General features: G+C 50.9%; 19 protein-coding genes. 1 reads left to right on the top strand and 18 read right to left on the bottom strand.

What is annotated here, in order from left to right:
* Positions 1 to 113: 113 nt before the first annotated feature.
* The 8 genes from whiA to FGS84_RS30700 form a co-directional block, all read right to left on the bottom strand.
* A complete protein-coding gene (gene whiA / locus FGS84_RS02565) occupies positions 114 to 1,091 on the bottom strand; it encodes a DNA-binding protein WhiA (protein WP_138306156.1) in 978 nt (325 codons plus the stop codon).
* Positions 1,092 to 1,096: 5 nt separating this feature from the next.
* Positions 1,097 to 1,966, bottom strand: coding sequence for an RNase adapter RapZ (rapZ, locus tag FGS84_RS02560; protein WP_138306155.1), 870 nt, complete (start codon positions 1,964 to 1,966; stop codon positions 1,097 to 1,099).
* Positions 1,967 to 2,001: 35 nt separating this feature from the next.
* Positions 2,002 to 2,898: a UDP-N-acetylmuramate dehydrogenase gene (gene murB / locus FGS84_RS02555; protein WP_347563769.1), complete on the bottom strand. Its 897-nt coding sequence runs from the start codon at positions 2,896 to 2,898 to the stop codon at positions 2,002 to 2,004.
* A 36-nt stretch (positions 2,899 to 2,934) separates the two neighbouring features.
* Positions 2,935 to 3,867, bottom strand: coding sequence for an HPr(Ser) kinase/phosphatase (hprK, locus tag FGS84_RS02550; RefSeq protein WP_138306153.1), 933 nt, complete (start codon positions 3,865 to 3,867; stop codon positions 2,935 to 2,937).
* A gap of 81 nt (positions 3,868 to 3,948) precedes the next feature.
* The gene (gene uvrC, locus FGS84_RS02545) at positions 3,949 to 5,931 is read right to left on the bottom strand and encodes an excinuclease ABC subunit UvrC (RefSeq protein WP_138306152.1); all 1,983 of its coding nucleotides are present in this window, start codon (positions 5,929 to 5,931) and stop codon (positions 3,949 to 3,951) included.
* A gap of 28 nt (positions 5,932 to 5,959) precedes the next feature.
* Positions 5,960 to 7,318 carry a putative glycoside hydrolase gene (locus FGS84_RS02540; protein ID WP_227146603.1) on the bottom strand — a complete coding sequence of 453 codons (1,359 nt, stop codon included), beginning with the start codon at positions 7,316 to 7,318 and terminating at the stop codon, positions 5,960 to 5,962.
* Between the two features lie 359 nt (positions 7,319 to 7,677).
* On the bottom strand, positions 7,678 to 9,297 hold the full coding sequence (locus FGS84_RS02535; protein WP_138306151.1) for a mannitol dehydrogenase family protein: 1,620 nt from the start codon (positions 9,295 to 9,297) through the stop codon (positions 7,678 to 7,680).
* 240 nt (positions 9,298 to 9,537) lie between these two features.
* On the bottom strand, positions 9,538 to 9,687 hold the full coding sequence (locus FGS84_RS30700) for a hypothetical protein (protein WP_171042525.1): 150 nt from the start codon (positions 9,685 to 9,687) through the stop codon (positions 9,538 to 9,540).
* Between the two features lie 429 nt (positions 9,688 to 10,116).
* On the opposite strand from FGS84_RS30700, the gene FGS84_RS02525 reads away from it, so the two are divergent.
* A complete protein-coding gene (locus FGS84_RS02525; RefSeq protein ID WP_002587772.1) occupies positions 10,117 to 10,335 on the top strand; it encodes a helix-turn-helix transcriptional regulator in 219 nt (72 codons plus the stop codon).
* A 106-nt stretch (positions 10,336 to 10,441) separates the two neighbouring features.
* On the opposite strand, the gene FGS84_RS02520 is transcribed toward FGS84_RS02525, so the two are convergent.
* From FGS84_RS02520 to FGS84_RS02475, 10 genes are all read right to left on the bottom strand, one after another.
* Positions 10,442 to 10,726 carry a putative quinol monooxygenase gene (locus FGS84_RS02520; RefSeq protein WP_171042524.1) on the bottom strand — a complete coding sequence of 95 codons (285 nt, stop codon included), beginning with the start codon at positions 10,724 to 10,726 and terminating at the stop codon, positions 10,442 to 10,444.
* A 25-nt stretch (positions 10,727 to 10,751) separates the two neighbouring features.
* The gene (locus FGS84_RS02515) at positions 10,752 to 11,702 is read right to left on the bottom strand and encodes an oligopeptide/dipeptide ABC transporter ATP-binding protein (RefSeq protein ID WP_243129812.1); all 951 of its coding nucleotides are present in this window, start codon (positions 11,700 to 11,702) and stop codon (positions 10,752 to 10,754) included.
* Positions 11,699 to 12,700 carry an ABC transporter ATP-binding protein gene (locus FGS84_RS02510; RefSeq protein ID WP_138306149.1) on the bottom strand — a complete coding sequence of 334 codons (1,002 nt, stop codon included), beginning with the start codon at positions 12,698 to 12,700 and terminating at the stop codon, positions 11,699 to 11,701. Before FGS84_RS02510 ends, FGS84_RS02515 begins: the two co-directional genes overlap by 4 nt.
* 14 nt (positions 12,701 to 12,714) lie before the next feature.
* A complete protein-coding gene (locus FGS84_RS02505; protein ID WP_138306148.1) occupies positions 12,715 to 13,599 on the bottom strand; it encodes an ABC transporter permease in 885 nt (294 codons plus the stop codon).
* 13 nt (positions 13,600 to 13,612) lie between these two features.
* Positions 13,613 to 14,545: an ABC transporter permease gene (locus tag FGS84_RS02500; protein ID WP_138306147.1), complete on the bottom strand. Its 933-nt coding sequence runs from the start codon at positions 14,543 to 14,545 to the stop codon at positions 13,613 to 13,615.
* Between the two features lie 114 nt (positions 14,546 to 14,659).
* Positions 14,660 to 16,249 (bottom strand): ABC transporter substrate-binding protein, encoded by a 1,590-nt coding sequence (locus FGS84_RS02495; protein ID WP_171042523.1) that lies wholly within the window; start codon positions 16,247 to 16,249, stop codon positions 14,660 to 14,662.
* Between the two features lie 85 nt (positions 16,250 to 16,334).
* Positions 16,335 to 16,622: a putative quinol monooxygenase gene (locus tag FGS84_RS02490; protein WP_138306145.1), complete on the bottom strand. Its 288-nt coding sequence runs from the start codon at positions 16,620 to 16,622 to the stop codon at positions 16,335 to 16,337.
* Complete coding sequence (locus FGS84_RS02485; protein ID WP_138306144.1) at positions 16,619 to 17,611, bottom strand: nitronate monooxygenase; 993 nt, start codon at positions 17,609 to 17,611, stop codon at positions 16,619 to 16,621. The genes FGS84_RS02490 and FGS84_RS02485 overlap by 4 nt, the downstream gene beginning before the upstream one ends.
* A 1-nt stretch (position 17,612) precedes the next feature.
* Positions 17,613 to 18,461 carry a phosphoenolpyruvate hydrolase family protein gene (locus tag FGS84_RS02480; protein ID WP_171042522.1) on the bottom strand — a complete coding sequence of 283 codons (849 nt, stop codon included), beginning with the start codon at positions 18,459 to 18,461 and terminating at the stop codon, positions 17,613 to 17,615.
* 34 nt (positions 18,462 to 18,495) lie between these two features.
* On the bottom strand, positions 18,496 to 19,335 hold the full coding sequence (locus FGS84_RS02475) for a phosphoenolpyruvate hydrolase family protein (RefSeq protein ID WP_138306142.1): 840 nt from the start codon (positions 19,333 to 19,335) through the stop codon (positions 18,496 to 18,498).
* Position 19,336 lies beyond the last annotated feature (1 nt).

The raw sequence follows: 19,336 nt of genomic DNA, 5'->3' as shown, positions 1-19,336 counted from the left end.
TCCTCATTCCTTTGAATGGTTCACAGCCCCTGATACGTTCCAATGGTCATGTTCCAATCTGGCCGCATCCTGACTGCCATTCCGGTGCCCGTACTGATTCGTACTTGATAAAACTATTGCAAACTTGATGTATTACGGTCCGGAAACTGCTGCCGCAGTTCTTCGGCCATAAGGCTTAACTTCCTCAAACGGTGGTTTACGCCTGATTTACCCACAGGCGGTTCCAGGGCCTCCCCCAATTCCTTTAAGGTTGCCTCCGGCCGTTCCAGCCGTATGCGGGCCATCTCCTGAAGGTTCTCAGGAAGACCCGAAAGACCGGCAACAGACTGGATGAAACGGATGTCCTCTATCTGTTTTACCGCAGCTGACACGGTCTTATTGATATTGGCAGTCTCGCAGTTGACCTGGCGGTTCACGCTGCCTCTCATCTCCTTGACAATGCGGATATTCTCCAGCTCCATAAGGGATACCGGGGCCTCCATCACGTTAAGGATGTCCACAATCTGGCTGCCCTCCTTGATATAGACTACATAGTACTTCTTTCTCAGCACTATCTTGGCCTCGATATCAAAAGTGGCGATGATGTTCTTAAGCTGCTCCGCCTTAGGTTCAGTGGGACACACGATTTCAAAGTGGTAGAACTTCTCCGGGGCGCTGATGGAGCCGGCCGCCAAAAAGGCGCCACGTATGAAAGCCCGTCTGCAGCAGGCATTCTGAAGCACCACATTCCGAATCAGGGAAAGGTTTTCGCCGATTTCCCCCTGGGAATTGATGAGTTTCACTGCCTGCAGGACCTTGAGGGCTTCCTCATGTTCCCTGACTGCTACGATGTATGTCATGCTCCGCCCGGGGTTCCCCCCTCTGCGAATCGAGACATCAGTTCTTATATTAAATGTTTTTTTCAATAATGTAAAGTACTTTCTTGCAACTGCCACATTTTCCGTATGGATTTCAATCCAAAAATGGTCTGAAGCCGATATCTTTACCCTTCCGCACAGGCTCAGGATTGCTGCTGTCTCTGCTATCTGGCAGTGGCGCGCCCCAGGCATCTGCCTGGACAGCTCGTCTTTTACGTTGGAAGAAAATGACATGTCTGCTACTTCCTTTTATTGTCTTTGTCGATGTCCCTGTGTTCTATTTTAATTCCATATTCAGCCTTGGCAGCCAGATAACCGTAGAGGGCCTTGGCAACCGTCACGGAACGGTGCTTGCCGCCGGTGCAGCCGATTGCCACCACCAGCTGGTTCTTTCCTTCTTTAATATAACCCGGCAGGAGGAAATCCACCATATCATAGAGCTTGTCCAAAAACTGCGCGCAGGCGCCTCCCTGCATCACATAATCCCGGATGACCTGGTCCTCCCCTGTCAGGGGGCGCAGCTCCTCCACATAATAGGGATTGGGCAGAAAACGCACGTCAAAGACCAGGTCCGCATCCTCCGGAATGCCGTACTTAAAGCCAAAGGATAAAACCGTGACAAACATGTTGCTGTACTCCTGGTGTTTCAGGAATATCTTTTCCAGCTCCTGCCGCAGCTCCCTGGTAAGGAGCTTGCTGGTATCAATGATGAAATCCGCGTCCTTCTTAAGGAAGGCCAGCTTGGCCCGTTCCTTTTCAATTCCCTTGTCCAGCCTGCCTGTCCCGGCCAGGGGGTGGCTGCGGCGCGTCTCCTTGTACCGCTTAATCAGGACCCCGTCATTGGCGTCCAGGAACAGTATCCGGTAATCCATCCCCAGTTCCTTCCATCCCCTGAATATAGCATCCAGCTGGTTCAGTTCCTCGCCGCTGCGGATATCTATGCCCAGGGCGGCCTGGCTGATGTCGCTGCCGGCCGCTGCCAGCTGGGCAAATTTATCTACCAGGGATATGGGCAGGTTATCCACACAGTAGAACCCCAAATCCTCCAGCATTTTCAGTGCAATTGTCTTGCCTGCCCCGGACATTCCGGTTACAATTACAAGCTTCATCCATCCACCTCGATTACGTATAATCGGCCTTGCGGTCAGAACTCGCCCCAGCGCTTGACTTCCATCTCAAGCTCCACGCCGGACTGTTCCATGACTGTTTTCCTGATATGCCCGCACAGGGCCATGACATCGGATGCAGTGGCGTTTCCGCCGTTGATTACAAAGCCGCAGTGCTTCTCCGATACCCTGGCTCCGCCCATGGCGTATCCCCTGAGACCGGCATCCTCTATGAGCTTTCCTGCAAAATATCCGCGGGGACGTTTGAAGGTGCTGCCTGCGCTGGGATATTCCAGGGGCTGTTTCTCCCTGCGCCTGTCTGCCAGTTCCTTCATCCGGGCCTCAATGTCTGCCCGGCTGCCCGGCTTCAGCTGAAAGGACGCCTCCAGCACCGTATATCCCCGGTCGGGAATACAGCTGGTGCGGTACCCCAGTTCCAGTTCATCCAGGGAGAGCTCCAGAACCTGTCCCTGATTCGTCATAACCCTGGCTGATTTGAGGATATCCTTCATCTCAGAACCATAGGCCCCTGCGTTCATCACCAGGGCGCCGCCTACGCTGCCGGGTATGCCTGCTGCAAATTCCATACCGGTCAGGCAGTGGTCCCGGGCGGCCCGGGCCGCCCGGGCCAGAAGTTCCCCTGCCCCTGCATGGATGACAGTTCCCTCTGTTCTGGCATGGGACCAGTTTCCTTCCATGGCAATGACCACGCCCTTGATTCCCTTATCGCTGACCAGGAGGTTGCTGCCATTTCCCAGCACCCTCCAGGGAATACCATGCTCATTGCAAAGGCAGATGACCTTTCCCAGCTCCTCTTCATTGCCGGGGCATACATAGGCCTCAGCCGGTCCCCCGATGCGGAAGGTGGTGTGACTGCTCATGGGTTCCATGAAGCGGCACACCGCCCCCTCTGATACAAGCACCTCTTTCAACATATGTTCCAGATTCAAAATACATTCCTCGCTTAAGACTTAATTTTCCTGGCCCTTTCCAAGATTGGCCTGTACCCGGTTGTACAGCTCCTGGGCTGCGTTGTAGCCCATCTTCTTCTGGCGGTAGTTGACAGCCGCGGACTCCACGATAATAGCCAGATTACGTCCCGGACGGATGGGAATGGTATGGCAGACCACCTGGTTGCCCAGGAATTCCGTATACTGGTCTTCCAGGCCCAGCCTGTCGTATTCCTTATCCTTGCTCCAGTCCTCCAGCTTGATAACCATGTCAATGGACTGGGTATCCTTAACGCTCTCCACACCGAACAGGGTCTTCACATCAATGATGCCGATGCCCCGCAGTTCAATGAAATGCTTGGTGATGTCAGGCGCGCTTCCAATCAGGGTGTCATCGCTGACCCGGCGTATCTCCACCACATCATCCGTCACCAGACGGTGTCCCCTCTTAATCAGTTCCAGGGCAGCCTCGCTCTTGCCGATGCCGCTTTCGCCCATAATCAGGACGCCCTCGCCGAATACGTCAATCAGCACGCCGTGAATGCTGATGCAGGGGGCCAGCTTCACATTGAGCCAGCGGATGATTTCTGCCATCAGAGCAGAGGTGGTCTTATCGGACACAAGGCAGGGAACGCCATAGTAGTTGCAGAATTCCAGCAGGTCCTCATCCGGCTCCTGGTCGCGGCTGAACACCAGACAGGGAATCTGGCTGGATGTGAGCTTATCGTACATCCGGCGCTTCTGTTCCTGGTCCATGGTATTAATATATGCCTGCTCCACGTATCCGATGATTTGAACCCGCTCTCTGTCAAAGTGGTCAAAAAATCCCGTAAGCTGCAGGGCCGGGCGGTTCACGTCCGGATGGGTCAGCACAATCTTGTCCGTGTCAATCTCCGGCGTGGTGTTTTTAAGCTTCATTTTCTCAATTAATTCCGATATGGTTACTCCATGCATGATGATACCCCCTTGACCTGGTTTTACTTCTCGTTTAACTTCTATCATACTATCATAATTTGATGCGGTTGTCATGTGTTTTTATCGCTGTCCTTCCAGATTCTGGAAGTCCGCTTCTGTCCCGTTCTCCGGGCCTGTGCTGGTGCCGGGCCGGTCATTATTCTGTGAAGGGGCCTGCCCGCTGGTCCGGGGGCTGCCCGTCTCCGGGTGGAAGAAGCGGTACACGGACTCAGCCGACCTGCGGTTCATCTGGGGCGTCTGCTCCAGGTCCTCCACGGAGGCGCTTCTCACTGCCTCTATATCCTTAAAATGGCGCATAAGGGCCTTGCGCCTGGCCGGTCCGATGCCGGGAATGTCATCCAGGATGGATTTCACCTGGCCCTTCCCCCTCAGGCTCCTGTGGTATTCAATGGCAAACCGGTGGGCCTCATCCTGGATTCTGGTGATAAGCCTGAATCCTTCGGAGTGACGGTCAATGGGCACCTCCACATTATTATAGTAGAGTCCCCTTGTTCTGTGGTTGTCATCCTTCACCATGCCGCACACAGGAATGGAAAGCCCCAGCTTATCAAGGACCTCCAGGGCTATGTTCACCTGGCCCCTGCCGCCGTCCATCATGATTAAATCCGGGAACCTGGTAAAGCTGCCAAGGCTTACGTCAGCCCCCTTTTCCTTCAGTTCCTCCGTCTCCCTCATGCCGTGGGAGAATCTGCGTGTCAGCACCTCATTCATGGATGCGTAGTCGTTGGGGCCCTGGACGGTCTTGATGCGGAATTTCCTGTAATCGCTGCGCTTGGGCCTGCCGTCCTCATATACCACCATGGAGCCCACGGATTCCACGCCGCTGGTATTGGAGATATCATATGCCTCCATGCGGCGGATTCCGCCAATGCCAATCAGCTCCCCAATCTGGTTCAGGGCTCCGATGGTGCGAAGTTCTTCTTTCTTAATCCGCTCCTTATCCTGGGACAGCACCAGGGCTGCATTCCTGGCCGCCAGCTCCACCAGCCGTTCCTTTTCTCCCTTTTTCGGAACCACCAGCCTGACCTTCTGCCCCCGTTTCGCAGACAGCCACTGGCTGATGACCTCCTCGTCCCCCAGAGGATGCTGGAGCCACAGCTCCCTTGGTATAAAGGGCGTACCCGCATAAAACTGCTTTACAAAGCTGTCCAGAATCTCGCCCTCATTTTCAGCCATGGCAGCCGATATATGGAAATGGTCCCTGCCTATCAGCTTGCCCTCCCGGATAAAGAACACCTGTACCACCGCGTCCTTCTCATCCCTGGCCATGGCCACAATATCCCGGTCCTCCATACCGCTGCTGGTAATCTTCTGTTTCTGCGCCACCTGCTTCACGCTGTTTAGCAGCTCCCTGTACTCAATGGCCCGCTCAAATTCCAGGCTGTCGGAGGCAGCCTGCATCTTTTCCTGAAGGCTCTTTATGAGAGGGTCGTATCTGCCGTTCAAAAAGTCCAGGGCCTGGCCGAAATTGGACTGGTATTCCTCCCTGGAAATATATCCCTGGCAGGGGGCGTCGCACTGCTTGATGTGGTAATTGAGGCACGGACGCTCCTTTCCCGTATCCTTTGGCAGGTTCCGGTTGCAGGTCCTGATCCGGTACAGCTTGTGTATTAAATCCAGCGTATCCTTCACGGCCCCCGCGCTGGTATAGGGACCAAAATAACGGCTTCTGCCGTCCTTTTTCATATCCCTGGCAAACAGGAGGCGGGGGAAATCCTCACCCATGGTTGCCTTGATATAGGGGTAGCTTTTATCGTCCTTCAGCATGGTGTTGTACCGCGGCCTGTGCTCCTTAATCAGGTTGCACTCCAGCACCAGGGCTTCCAGCTCGGAATCCGTCAGGATGTATTCAAACCATGCAATGTGGGACACCATCTGTTCAATCTTTGCCGTCTTATTCCTGCTGCTCTGGAAATACTGCCTGACACGGTTTTTCAGGCTGATGGCCTTGCCCACGTATATAATCTCATCCCTGTCATTATGCATAAGATAAACTCCCGGGCTGGCCGGGAGTTTCTTCAGTTCTTCCTCTAAATCAAACAATACCTTTCACCATCCCTTTCATATGGCTTTATGCCCCGCTGTCCTCTGCTTCTGCATTCTCTGTGCCTGCCTGCTCTGCCGCCGCATCCCCGGCGCCTGCATTCTCCGCAGCAGCTCCGGCCTGTTCTGCGGCAGCCCTGGACTGGGCTATGTGCTCATCCTCTTTGGCGGCCGCCTCCGGGGTCAGCAGTCCGCCGTAGTGATAGCTGACCCCTGCGTCCCAGAGAATCCACTCATCGTAGCCTGCATCGTAAACAGCCTGTATCTGCTGTCTCACCTGTTCATCGCCATATTTAATATAATGCTCCAGATAGGAGGCTGTAAAGTCCTGAAGCCACGGCCTTACCACGGCCTGGGGCGCGTCTTCCTTTGCAGATGCAGCCAGAAGCTCCCTGGAACCATTCAGTGCATTTAATATTGTATCATAAGGCTGGGTATCCGGATACTCTATTCCAAAATTTCCCGGCCCGTAATGGGATGGATAAATCATGGGACATATATAATCCAGCTGCTCCGCCATGTCCTCGTATTCCTGGCCCACGGCAGCCGCATCCTCCTCGCTGCGCATGATGGTGCCAAACACATCAGCAGAAACAAAGAGTCCCTCCTTTGCCAGCTCATCATGTGCATAGCTTATGAATTCCGTTATTGCCTGGGTCTTATCACGCCCCTGTGTATCTGCATCGTCAAATACAACATCGTTCATGGTCCTGTCCACTGCAAACCGGATGTAATCGAACTGAATCTCATCAAATCCTGTTTCACCTGCTTTTTTCCCCACCTCGACCAGATAATCCCAGACTTCCCTCTTATAAGGATTTACCCATGCAAGGCCCTTATTATCCCGGTAAATCCTGCCATCCGCCACATGAAGGCTCCACTCCGGCTTCTGCTCCGCCAAATAGGGGTCCCTGAAAGCCACCACCCTGGCAATGGTATAGATTCCATGCTCCTTAAGCTTTGCCATGAGCGCCGGCATGTCCTGGATAAAAACCTGGCACGCCCCAATGTCATCCACGGTTGGGGAATCCATGGCATAGGTAATCCTTCCCTGGTCATCCTTTACATCAATGACCACTGCATTGAGCTCCGTCCTGTCTATCTCCTCTATGATTTTATCCATCATATCGCCGGTGCCGGCCACATAGGCGGACACATAGATGCCCTTTACCTTCACCGGGTTCCTGGGCGGATATGAAGAAATGGTGATGACGTCTGAATCGGCCGCCTCAGCCTCTTTCGTCTCCTGCCCTTCCTGTCCGGCCTGCTGCTGCGCTTCAGACTGGGCGGCCCCGTTCCGTGACCTGGTCATCTCCTTTGCCGGTTCATACCGGGAACATCCTGTCAATGCTAGGATTAATATGCCCGCTGCTATCCACCTTTTCATACGTAACCTCTGTCTTTCTCAATTATCTTATGATTCCTGGAAAATACCATTTCCATTCTTAATCTATATCAAAAAGGCAAATGCCTGTAAGTTCAGTGAATCAGACATAAACATCCGTTCGTTCCCACTATGATACCATATTCTTCCTGTTTTGTATATAAAATATGACTTTTTTGTTACAAATTCATTAATTTCTCCCACTTTTTGTAAATCTATCCTATTCCTTCAGTCAATAAAAAACGCCCGGACAGCAGCTGTACGCCATTGTCCGGACGCGCACCGGCCGGCAGCCGGAACGTATTTTACCGTAATCCATGAATCACTTTGCCATGAATCAATTTACCATGAACCAAATATGCCTAGGCCTCTGCCAGGTGTCTCTGAAGAGCAGCCCTTACAGCTCCCTTGCCGGCAATCAGCTCGGCAAAAATGCTCTCCACATATTCGCCCAGTCCTGCCTCGTACAGGTCCACTCCGAATATCCTGGCGTCGCTTAATATAGGCTGCAGCACCTGGTGTACATTGCAGGCTTCTCCTACCTTAACGCCCTGAAGCTTCTTTGCCAGTTCCTCATACATGGGGTCCGGGCTTACGGTAAAGGCATTGCCCTCATCATCCACTCCTAACAGATAACGGCACCATCCGGCCTGAACCATGGGGATGAACTTAAGGGACTTCACATCCAGCTCAGGTCTTGCCATATACTCCTTGATAGTCTCTCCGAAACGGATGGACAGCTTCTGGGAGGTATCGCAGGCGATTCTCTGGGGCGTATCAGGCATGAATGGATTTGGAACACGAATCTGTAAAACTTCGTCAATGAACTTCTCAGGAGAAAGGATGCCCGGATTCGTAACCACAGGAAGTCCTTCCTTATATCCAATGATTTCCACCAGCTTCACCAGGTCCGCGTCCTTCATCTCCTCGCTGATTTTGGTATAGCCCAGAAGGCAGCCATATACAGCCAGGGTGGTGTGAAGCGGATTCAGGCAGGTGCATACCTTCATGCGCTCCACCTTTTCAACCGTATCCCTGGTAGTGAACATAACGCCTGCCTTTTCAAGCTGCGGACGTCCGTTGGGGAACGCATCCTCAATAACCAGGTATTCGGCCTCCTCTGCATTTACAAAAGGAGCCACATATGTGTTCTTGCTGGTGACAATGCTCTCTGTATCCGTGAAGCCGGCCTCCTCCAGCATTTTCTTTACGCTGTCATCCGGACGTGGGGTGATTTTATCAATCATGCTCCATGGGAAGGAAACCTTGGCCGGATTCTCAATGTACTCCAGGAATCCCTTATCAGCCCTGCCGTTCTCCGTCCACGCCTTTGCATAGGCATCCACAGCCGCATACAGCTTATCGCCGTTGTGGGAGCAGTTATCCATGCTTACCAGTGCCAGAGGAGCCGCCCCATGGGTATATCTCCAGTAGCACAGGGCTGCCAGCTTGCCGATATAGCTGTCTGCCAGCTCCGGGCCAGCCTCAAAATCAGCTGCTACGTCCGGGCGGAAGGAGCCGTCTGCCGAAGTAATGCTGTAGCCTTTTTCCGTGATGGTAAAGCTGACCATCTGCAGGGTAGTGCTGGCAAAGATATCCTTCAGCCGGTTCCAGTCAGCCTCATCCTGACGGTCCACGGTCAGGGATTCCGCAAGGCTTCCAATCACGGTCTTCTCAATGGTGCCATTGGCTTTCAGCGTAACCAGGAGGCTTAAATCATCCTGAGGCCTGTATGCCTTCTTGATGATTTCATAGTCATATCCTTCAGCCACAATGATACCGGTTTTTTCCACCCCATCGTTCAGCAGCTTCTGCTGACGCGCTGCCGGAAATGCGCGGAAGATATTGCCTGCACCGAAATGCACCCACTGCGGGCATTCCCTGGTAGCTGCCTTCATGGCTTCCCTGTCAAACTTCGGAAGTTCTATTCCCGCTGCTTCCCACTCTTCCTTATTTCTCAGTTCACTGTCTAATAAATGCATAACCATTCCCTCCTGTGTTCGTTGATTTCATGATTTAATATTACCACCCGGAGGGCGAATAATCCATATCCCTTTTTGTTCAATGCATTGCAAAACTTGCTGTCAGCATCGCCTGTTTTGTTAAAAACAATGGAGCCTGCATTTCACAGAGGGTTTCACACATTAAAAAAGACCAGCATCCGTGCCGGTCTCTCCTGATAATAACTGCTGAACTTCAAAAAATACTGCGTCGCTGCTGAATCACCGCTGATACTGTACCACCGCTGAAACATTGGAATTCTCTGTCTGGTCAAACAAATCATCCCCGTTAGCCGCCATTGCATTCACCAAAATCAGCGTCGCCGCAAGCATGGCCCATGCAAAGCCGCCCAGTACCTTCCTGACCTTCATTCTACTCTGCCTCCTGGATTCATAAGCCTGATAAATGAAAATTACATGCTTAGTTTCACTCCGTTATCCCATTATACAAACTTTCATGAAAAAAGCAAGTCCTTTTCCTCTTACACTGTCTTACATTTTCCTTAAAAGCCCTGTATTTCAACGTTCTTTCCTGCCTTAGAATTTTTTTCCAAAAGGGGGAAATAACCGGATTCCAGCGTTTATTAAATAGATTCTAAAGAAAATGAAGGGCAATGGGGCAATGGATTCTGTCCCTCTGATATCCATCCATCCCCTTCTCCCCTTACGGACAAATGGTATTTTTCACCTTTTTTGTAGGCATATTCTGCATATCCGGGAAATGAACCATTTTTTTAGGTAAACTAAAATTACCTTATTTTTCTAGTTACATAATATACACGTAAGAAAAGAGGATACACCGTGATTACATATGAACCTTTTTGGAACACGCTCAAGAATTCTGATGAATCCACCTACACCCTGATTTATAACCATAACCTGTCAAGCTCCACCATAGACAGGCTCCGGAAAAATAAACCTTTAAGCACCACGACGCTCAATGACCTCTGCCGCATCCTGGATTGCGATATCAATGACATCATATCCTATAAACGTTCTGAAAATGACCAGTTTCTTTAGAAGGGCTCCTTTCCCTTTTCTCCTTTTCACTGTGCGAGTCCCTTTTCAGGAAATACTCTGGACGGTATTATGAACCCATAGGAATTTCTGCTCCTGTTTATCACCCTTATTTTATAAACGGCTCCAAACGCTGTACCAGTACAGGTCCGCAAATCAATCCGTCCATTGCCTGCTCCGCTCTTAAAAAATATTCTGCAGACTTGTGACGTTCAAGGTCTTCCTCGCTTTCCCACCGTTCAATCCAGGCCGCAACACCGGATTCTTCCACACCAATCTCATAGCTGAGGCAGCCTGGCGCCCGGCGTGTCTCTTCCATCAATGCCAGAGCAATTTCCCGTAATTCGTTCATCTTACCGGCAGCAATACGGCAGCGGATGTGTAGACAAAACATAATCCTCCCTCCTTTATTCTTAATATTAAATACGGGCACAAGCAACAAAGTGATTCGGCGACACCTCACAAAGCGGAACATCATATTTCATGCAGTCTTCACAGACATTGGGGCAGCGCGCAGCAAAACGGCATCCGGGCTTTGGATTGATGGGACTGGTCACCTCCCCTTTGATTACCCGTCTGAGTCTGTCCTCCGGCAGGATACTCGGTTTGGGGATAGAGCTTAACAATGCCTTTGTATAGGAATGCATAGGATTATCAAACAGTTCCTTTGACGGCGCCCGTTCCACGCATTGCCCCAGATACATTACCATAATGTCATCGGATATATGCCTGACCACGCTCAGGTCATGGGTAATAAACATATATGTGAAACCTCGTTCCTCTTGTAAATCCATTAATAGATTTAATATCTGAGCCTGAATTGATACATCCAGGGCAGAAACAGGTTCGTCACAAACAATGAATTCCGGATTAACCGCCAAAGCACGGGCTATACCGATGCGCTGTCTGCGGCCGCCGTCCAGCTCATGGGGATATGTATTCACCAGACGCTGCGCCAGCCCCACTACATCCATCAGCTCATGTACTCTGGAATCCCGTTCACTCTTCGTTTCACAGGTTTTACACACAAGAAGGGCTTCCGCAATCAGTTCACTGACCGTCATCCTGGGATTTAAGGAAGCATAGGGGTCCTGGAAAATCAGCTGCATGTTTGACCGCATCGCGTCCATTTTCCGCCTGCTCAGCTTCGTTATATCTGAACCCCCATATATAATCCGTCCGCTGGTAGGTTCCAGCAGACGCAGGACAGCTCTTCCCAATGTTGACTTGCCGCAGCCTGACTCTCCAACCACGCCCAGTGTCTTCCCCCTTTCCACCCGGAAACTTACATTATCAACCGCGTGTACCATTCCCTTAGGACTTTTAAAATACTTTTTCAACTCAATCGCTTCAATTAAAGGTTCAGTCACTGCTTTTCCTCCTTCATCTGGTCAAAATCCGGCGTGTCATACATATGGCACCGAATCATGTGGGAACCAATCCAAACCGGGACCGGGGCCTGTTTCCGGCATTTTTCCATACGCCTCTGACAACGGTCGGCAAATGCACAGCCCCGGTGAATCTGCGTCGGGTCCGGCATCATACCTGGAATTGGACAAAGCCTGGGGCTGTCGCAGTTGAGGTCCGGAATGGAGCCGAACAGGCCGCTGGTATATGGATGATGTGCCTTACCAACAAAAAGATTGGCAGTGGTGCCCATCTCCACAATTTCTCCGGCATAAATGACAGCTACCCTGTCGCATGTCTGAGCTACCACACCCAAATCATGGGTGATAAGCATCATCGCAGTATTAAGCTTTTCCTTTAAATCACGCATCATCTCCAAAACCTGCGCCTGAATTGTCACATCCAGCGCCGTCGTAGGTTCATCCGCCAGAATCAGCTTAGGCCCGCAGACCAGAGCCATGGCGATGACCACACGCTGCTGCATTCCGCCAGAAAACTGGTGAGGGTATTCATGACGCCGCTCCGGACTGATTCCAACCATCTGAAGAACCTCATCCACCCGCTGATTCCGCTGCTCCTTTGACATTGAATCATCATGGATTTTCAAAACCTCTCCAATCTGCTCCCCAATACGGATCACCGGATTCAGGCTGGTCATCGAATCCTGAAATATCATGGCTATATCTTTTCCTCGTATTTGCCGCATTTCTGTCTGGGAGACTTTAGCCAGGTCTTTGCCCTCAAATAAAATCCTTCCCTGACAGATTTTCCCGATGCGCTCCGGCAGAAGACGCAGGATGCTCAGGGCCGCCGTTGTTTTCCCTGCTCCTGTCTCTCCCACAAGCCCAAACGTTTCGCCCCGGTTTACGCTGATGTCTAATCCCCTGACGGCGTGAACCACGCTCTCATCAGTGAAATAATCAACCGCCAGGTTTTGAATCTCAAGCAATTTGTCTTCCATAATCCCCTCTCCTCTCAGTTCTTTAATTTAGGGTCAAGCGCATCTCTAAGTCCGTCTCCCAGCAGATTGAGGGAGAGCACCGAAATAATAATCGCGCAGCCGGGAACCATAATAAGATAAGGATAATAGAGCATCAAATCCTTTGCCTCTGATAGCATTGCCCCCCATTCCGGTGTGGGAGACGGAACCCCCAATCCCAGATAGCTCAGAAAGGAGATATTTAGAATCGTTTTGGCCAGATTCAGCGTAGCCTGAACCACAATCGGTCCAAGAGCATTAGGAATAATATGTTTGACTATAATGCGCATATCCCTTGTTCCCAATGCCTTGCATGCTTCTATATACAGTGAATCCCGCTGTGTAATAATGGCGGAGCGGACAATTCTCGCAAACTGGGGCGTACTTGAAATCGCCATTGCGATTAAAAGATTCTGCGTCCCTGCCCCCAGAGCAGCCACAATAATCATCGCCATGAGAACGTGCGGTATAGCCAGGAATACATCCATAATCCTCATAATAAAGTTGTCTATTTTACCGCCGTAATAACCGGACACAGACCCCAATAAAATCCCTATTGTTACAGAAATAAAAATAGCCCCAAATCCAAGTGAAAGTGAAATGCGGGCACCATAGATAATCCGCGCGAAAAGGTCGCGTCCAAACTGGTCCGTGCCTAAAAGATGTCCGCTGCCAGGGGACAGCAGGCGCTCGGAGATGTTCTGTTCCAGGGCATCCACCTTATAATCCACCAGCAGAGGGGCGCAGAGTGCAATGAGAATAATAGCCGACAGTAAAAACAAGCCGAGCACAGCTGTTTTATTTTTGCGGAAGCGGTTCCATATCATCTGGATTTGACTTCTTTTTACAATCTGCTGCGCCGCAGTAATTTCGTTTGTCATATCAGTCTTCCTCTCAAGATTTTGCATACTGTGACCGGATTCTCGGGTCAATAAACGCATACAGTATATCTACCAACAAGTTCACAACACTGATTGAGATTGCAGCCAAAACCACAATGGTTACAACCGTCGGTGAATCTTTGCAGCGGACCGACGTAATCAGCAGGGTTCCCAATCCAGGTATTGAGAAAACGGACTCAGTAGCCATAGCTCCGCCCAGCATCCCTCCGAAATCCAGGCCAATCAGCGTAATTACCGGAAGCAAGGCATTTCTCAGCGCATGGTTCATGATAACAGAGCCTTCACTGGCCCCCTTGGCCCGGGCGGTTCTGATATAATCAGAACGTATTACCTCCAGCATGTTAGAGCGTGTCATGCGCAGCAGAGATGCCGTCATTGCAATAGCCGAGGTAATTGCCGGAAGAATAAAGTGTTTCCATGAGCCGATGCCGATAGATGGAAGCAGGCCCAGTTTAAGAGCAAATACTACCATCAGCATAAGGCCCAGCCAGAAGGTCGGCATGGATGTAATCAGCATGGACAGAACCGTTATCACACGGTCCGGGATACTGTACTGCTTAACTGCGGATATGATGCCAATGGGCACTGCCACGCACACCATAATAATCATTGCCCAAAATGCCAGATTAATCGTAACAGGAATTCTCGGCCCAATCTCCAGCCATAAATCACTTTTCGTGCGGTAGGATATGCCGAAATCGCCTCGTACCGCCCCCTTTATATAACGGAAATACTGAACCAGTATACTGTCATTCAGTCCCAGTTCTTCCCGCAGCTCCGCAATTTCTTCCTGGGTAGCGCTGGCTCCCAGGGAAGCACTGGCCGCATCACCGGGAGTCAAATCCATAATCAAAAAAATCAGAAACGATATGCCAATGATAATCGGAATCATCATCAGAAGTCTTTTTCCAATGAATCTATACATAGGTGCCTCCTCTTTGAAAAATACCCCCTGTCTGTCTATTTCCGAAATATGCCAGCAGGGAGTATCCTTTTTAAATTTCAATGCTGCCGGACTGGATATCCGGTCCCGGGCGGCTTACTCCCAATACCAGTCAATGGAATACATGATGGACATGGAGTTAGCCGTTACCCCCTTTAGGCTGGAATTGGCCACCACGTTGGTGTAATTGGCATATAAAGGAATATAGGGGGCCTCGTCCCGGATAATCCCGGCAAATTCCCTATATGCATTCTCCATTTCCTCTGCGCTGGAGGCATCCCGAGCCGCCTCCAGAAGCCTGTCAACCTCAGGATTATTATATTCTGCATAGTTTGTCTGTGTCTGAATCTGCTCTGAATGACATAACTGAGGCATAAATGTTGCGTTATCCTGGGCCAGCAGGGAGTACATATTTATATTCATTTGATAATCGTGTTTGGTATTAACCGATTCAACCATGGTGGCATAATCCGTCACATTTAAGTCTACCGTGATGCCTGCTTTTGCCAGCTGACCCTGAAGAACCTGGGCAATATTGTAATAAATTGGCCGTTCCTGGGTCGTGTGCAGGCTTATAGTCAGACCATCCGGATATCCGGCCTCATTCAGAAGAGTCTTTGCCTTCTCAATATCGTATGCAGTATCCTGGAAATCAGAGGGGGTACCCTTGGCATTCCAGGCCAGAATGTTGGTGGAAACAGAGCCGTATCCCTGCTCACATGCCGTCAGAAGCTCCTCCTTGTTGATGGCATGGCTGATGGCCTGGCGGACGCGGATATCGGAGAGCACCTCATCAGTTGTATTCAGAGCCAGATAGTAGGTTCCGGCTATCAGCTCGGAATACAGTGACAGTTTGTCATTGGATTCAATGTTCGCACGATGTATCTCATCTACACTGTACACCAAATCAACCTCCCCTGTCTCCAGGGCAATAATAGCCGCATTGCTGTCATTTACGACCTTATACACCAAATCCTTAAAGGCAGGCTTATCGCCCCAGTAATTATCATATCGCTCCAATACTATCTTATCGCCGGTGGTACGGGAAACAAACTTAAACGGCCCCGTGCCAATGGGTGTTTCCAGTAAATCCACATTGGGGTCTTCCGCCGTTGTCTTGTCCAGAATCAGGGAACCCCGCGGACTGAACAGGCATTCAAGCGCCGCGCTGTTCGGCTGGGAATAATGCAGGGCAACTGTGTAATCGTCTATTACCTCCACATCAGTCATATATAAGTAATATTTGGACATCCGTTTATTGGCCGCATACCGGTTCAGAGTATATTCGACATCCTCCGCCGTAAAGGCTTCACCGTTATGGAAGGTCACACCTTCCCGCAGCTTGAAAACAATTGTCAGCTGGTCATCAGAAATCGTATACTCGGTTGCCAGGCAGGGCACATAGTTACCTTCGCTGTCAATCGTCATCAGATTGTCATAGATATTCACAAAAATCTGTTTTCCTGTCAAATCCGTGGATAAATCCGGTACCAGTTCACTGGGTTCCGTAATACCTACAATCACTAAATCGCGTTTTTCTGAAGTTTCTGCAGCAACAGACGGCTCAGAAACGGTATTGGCCGCCGTACTTCCCCCGGAAGCGGCAGCTCCGGTGCCATTCCCCCCGCACCCGGATACCATTCCCAATATCAGGACTATTGTCAATAACTTACTGCTTCTTCTCATATTTTGTTCCTCCTCCCAAACTTTCATATTTTCCGCCGCTCCAATCGGCTGCTTTTAACGGTGGAAACTCCCGGCTTCTCCGGCATCAAAATGGGGGTTCCATTTTAAATACTTCCACAGGACCATCCATCAGTTCACCTGCTGCTCTGTCAAAGGACTGAAAATAGGTCTGCGACTCATGAATATCCACGCTTTCCTGATTTTTCCAGCGCTCAAAAAAGATAAACGTATCCGTCTTTCCAAGCTCTGGTCCCATATCGTAGCTGATATTGCCCTTTTCCAGGCGTGTTTGTTCCACGGAAGTCCTGGCCAGTTCCAGAAATCTATCCCCGCATCCATGTTTTATATGGAACCGGACCAATGTACATATCATTGTTTTTTCTCCTCCCAACCGTAGATTTTCGTGCCTGCCAGCACCTTTTCACACCGCGCCATCATCTCATCAATAATCGCAGCCACCGGCTTGATGGAGTCAATCATCGCAACTCCCTGTCCCGCCAGAATCGCACCCTCATTCTCAATATCACCTCCCACAAAGGCTTTTTTTGAGGAACCACTGGTCATCTGGTCAACCAGCACAGCCGCATCCCTTGGCCTGTACTCCGCCTCAGCCTCCAAAACACGTTTTGCCAGATTGTTGTATATCTGACGGCAGGGTGTGGCTGTGGTGGAACCGGTAATCACCGTATCCATATCCCCGGCAGAGAGCAATGCCTGCTTTGCCTCACTGCTGATATCCGCCTCCTCTGACGCAAGAAAACGCGTACCCATTTCCACTGCCTCCGCTCCCAAGCAAAAGGCAGCCGCCATACCCCGGCCATCTACAATTCCGCCGGAAGCTATAACCGGCGTCTCAGTTGCGGAGACAGCCATGGGAACGAGAATCATGGTGGACTGCGCTGTGTTAATACCACCGCCTTCCCAGCCCTTCACAATAACGGCATCCGCACCGGCCAGGCTCACGGTTTCCACGTCCTGTCTGGTAAATACCTTGGCAATAATCTTTAATCCCAGCTCATGCCATATAGTAAAATATTTTTTGGCAAATTCAAAATCCACATCCTGCAATGCATCCAGATGGATTACCGGCGGCTTCTCCTCACGAATCAGCTGGGTCAGCGCGTCCAGATTCTGGTCCTTTGCCAAAATAGCGTTGAAGCCAAAGGGCCTGTCCGTCATAACTTTTACCATGCGAATCTGCCGGCGGATAAAATCATAATCAGCAAACGCAACACCCAGAACGCCCAGGCCTCCTGCCTTCGACACAGCTCCAACCAGAGGTGCCGTTGCAGCCCACGCCATAGGGCCCTGAATAACCGGCTTTTCAATTCCCAATACTTTGCAAATTCGGTTTTCTCTCATCTCACATATCCTTTCTGCTGTTAACCGTAATCTCTCGATAGCTTTGTGTGATTTCCGTTATAGCTCTTTCCGCCGGCAAACGCTCCCCGCTGGAGCCGGAGGCATACCCCACCGCGTCTGTCCGTTCAATGGACGCACCGGCGGTCGCTGCATTGTAGAACGGGTTTCCATGGCTCAATACCATCACCTGCGGGTTGACAGCATGAGCAGCCTCACAAATCTGCTGGACCTTCTCAACCGCCGCATTCAGTCTTTCCTCCGGAGAGACTCCCTGAAATTCAGGTCCGTCATCCAGAATCATGGCGCCCACAGAGTCCGCTCCGGCATCCGCCATAGCTGCCGCTTCACCGGGTGAAACTGCCCATCCCAGTGTAAACATGCCGCGTCCACGGGCCTTTGCAATCAATGCAAGCTCCCGTGAGAAACCCAAACCCGACTGCTCCAGGCGCTTTGCAAACGCGTCTCCATAGATACCGGCAAATGGTTCATTCATCACACCGCAGCAGTTTACTGACTGCACGGCATCCAGAAGCCGTTCCAAGTCAACTGACGGGTCATGGGCTCCTAACCCTAGAATAATTGGGGTATCGCGTACCAGAGGCGCAATCTGTTCTGCGGCCTCCAGCGTAATCGCATTCGCATCGTAATAGGGCAGGGTAAAAATCATCGAAGGCAATCCTCGCATTCTCAAAACAGCGGTAGAATACACGGCAATCAGGTCCGCCCCTCCCCGCTCTCCGCTGACAGCGCTCAGGCCGCTGCCGCTGCCCAGCATCAAAATACTCTGATTCTGCCTGATGCGCTCCTGCAGCCGCCGAATCACCTGTTCTCGTTTATAATTGATGGACAAACGAATCACCTTTCCTCTGATTGTTTATTTTATTTCAAGGAAGCGGGACTTCCTTTAATGCCTGAACTGCTTGGCGTATTGGTATTTCAATGGGAATCCGCTCTACGCTGGAAGCGCCAAGAAAGCCTACGGATTCCGTGTGATTGTATATATATTGGGTATCCTCAGGGCTGGATATGGGTCCTCCATGGGCAAACACAATCGTATCCGGACTTTTCTCCCGCAACGCGGCAGTCATAGCATTGACACGGTCGGCGGCAGCCTCAAGCGGGAAATCTTCCGCGGAACGGCAGCCGATGCTTCCGCCCTTAGTCAGTCCCAAATGGACAATCATCACATCCAAATCCGCCTCCCCAATCAGACGGGCTGTATCCTCGTCATAGCAATAGGCCAGAGTATAAAGACCTGCCTTCTTTGCCAGAGTCAGGGTTTCAATTTCTTTTTTCACCCCCATTCCGGCAGCCTCCAACTGTCTGCGCACAATGCCATCCAGGCAGCCAGTGCCGGGAAAGTTCATGACAGCAGAAAATCCATAGAATTTCAGCAGTTCCAGAAATGGACGCATCTCACGGGTGGGGTCACTGCCGGATATTCCTGCAATAACAGGGGCCCGTTCAATTCTGGGCATCACCCGGCCAGCCAGCTCCAGCACTGCGTCATTGGCATTGCACAGCGCAATATCGCCGGAAGAGGAGGAATTGCCGTCCATACGCAGCATTCCGGAATTATAAATTCCAATCATATCCGCCCCGCCCAGTTCAGCATAACATCCGGACATCCCGGTGCCCGCCGCTGTAATAAGTACCGGATGACCAGTTGCCAGTACATCGGAAACAAGTGCTTTAACATCTTCTCTGGTATAATATCTGGACATT

The organism is Clostridium sp. 1001271st1 H5, assembly GCF_005845215.1.
Taxonomy (GTDB): domain Bacteria; phylum Bacillota; class Clostridia; order Lachnospirales; family Lachnospiraceae; genus Enterocloster.
Note: the sequence above shows the minus strand (reverse complement) of the source record. Positions and strands in the feature narration are given on the sequence as shown.

What these genes read in the sequence shown, in the direction of transcription:
- rapZ (WP_138306155.1), bottom strand. Translation starts at nt 1,966, where the DNA reads ATGAAGCTTGTAATTGTAACCGGAATGTCCGGGGCAGGCAAGACAATT.
- FGS84_RS02540 (WP_227146603.1), bottom strand. Translation starts at nt 7,318, where the DNA reads ATGAAAAGGTGGATAGCAGCGGGCATATTAATCCTAGCATTGACAGGA.
- FGS84_RS02535 (WP_138306151.1), bottom strand. Translation starts at nt 9,297, where the DNA reads ATGCATTTATTAGACAGTGAACTGAGAAATAAGGAAGAGTGGGAAGCA.
- FGS84_RS02500 (WP_138306147.1), bottom strand. Translation starts at nt 14,545, where the DNA reads ATGTATAGATTCATTGGAAAAAGACTTCTGATGATGATTCCGATTATC.
- FGS84_RS02490 (WP_138306145.1), bottom strand. Translation starts at nt 16,622, where the DNA reads ATGATATGTACATTGGTCCGGTTCCATATAAAACATGGATGCGGGGAT.
- FGS84_RS02505 (WP_138306148.1), bottom strand. Translation starts at nt 13,599, where the DNA reads ATGACAAACGAAATTACTGCGGCGCAGCAGATTGTAAAAAGAAGTCAA.
- FGS84_RS02510 (WP_138306149.1), bottom strand. Translation starts at nt 12,700, where the DNA reads ATGGAAGACAAATTGCTTGAGATTCAAAACCTGGCGGTTGATTATTTC.
- hprK (WP_138306153.1), bottom strand. Translation starts at nt 3,867, where the DNA reads ATGCATGGAGTAACCATATCGGAATTAATTGAGAAAATGAAGCTTAAA.
- FGS84_RS02485 (WP_138306144.1), bottom strand. Translation starts at nt 17,611, where the DNA reads ATGAGAGAAAACCGAATTTGCAAAGTATTGGGAATTGAAAAGCCGGTT.
- FGS84_RS02495 (WP_171042523.1), bottom strand. Translation starts at nt 16,249, where the DNA reads ATGAGAAGAAGCAGTAAGTTATTGACAATAGTCCTGATATTGGGAATG.
- FGS84_RS02475 (WP_138306142.1), bottom strand. Translation starts at nt 19,335, where the DNA reads ATGTCCAGATATTATACCAGAGAAGATGTTAAAGCACTTGTTTCCGAT.
- FGS84_RS30700 (WP_171042525.1), bottom strand. Translation starts at nt 9,687, where the DNA reads ATGAAGGTCAGGAAGGTACTGGGCGGCTTTGCATGGGCCATGCTTGCG.
- FGS84_RS02520 (WP_171042524.1), bottom strand. Translation starts at nt 10,726, where the DNA reads ATGTTTTGTCTACACATCCGCTGCCGTATTGCTGCCGGTAAGATGAAC.
- murB (WP_347563769.1), bottom strand. Translation starts at nt 2,898, where the DNA reads ATGTTGAAAGAGGTGCTTGTATCAGAGGGGGCGGTGTGCCGCTTCATG.
- whiA (WP_138306156.1), bottom strand. Translation starts at nt 1,091, where the DNA reads ATGTCATTTTCTTCCAACGTAAAAGACGAGCTGTCCAGGCAGATGCCT.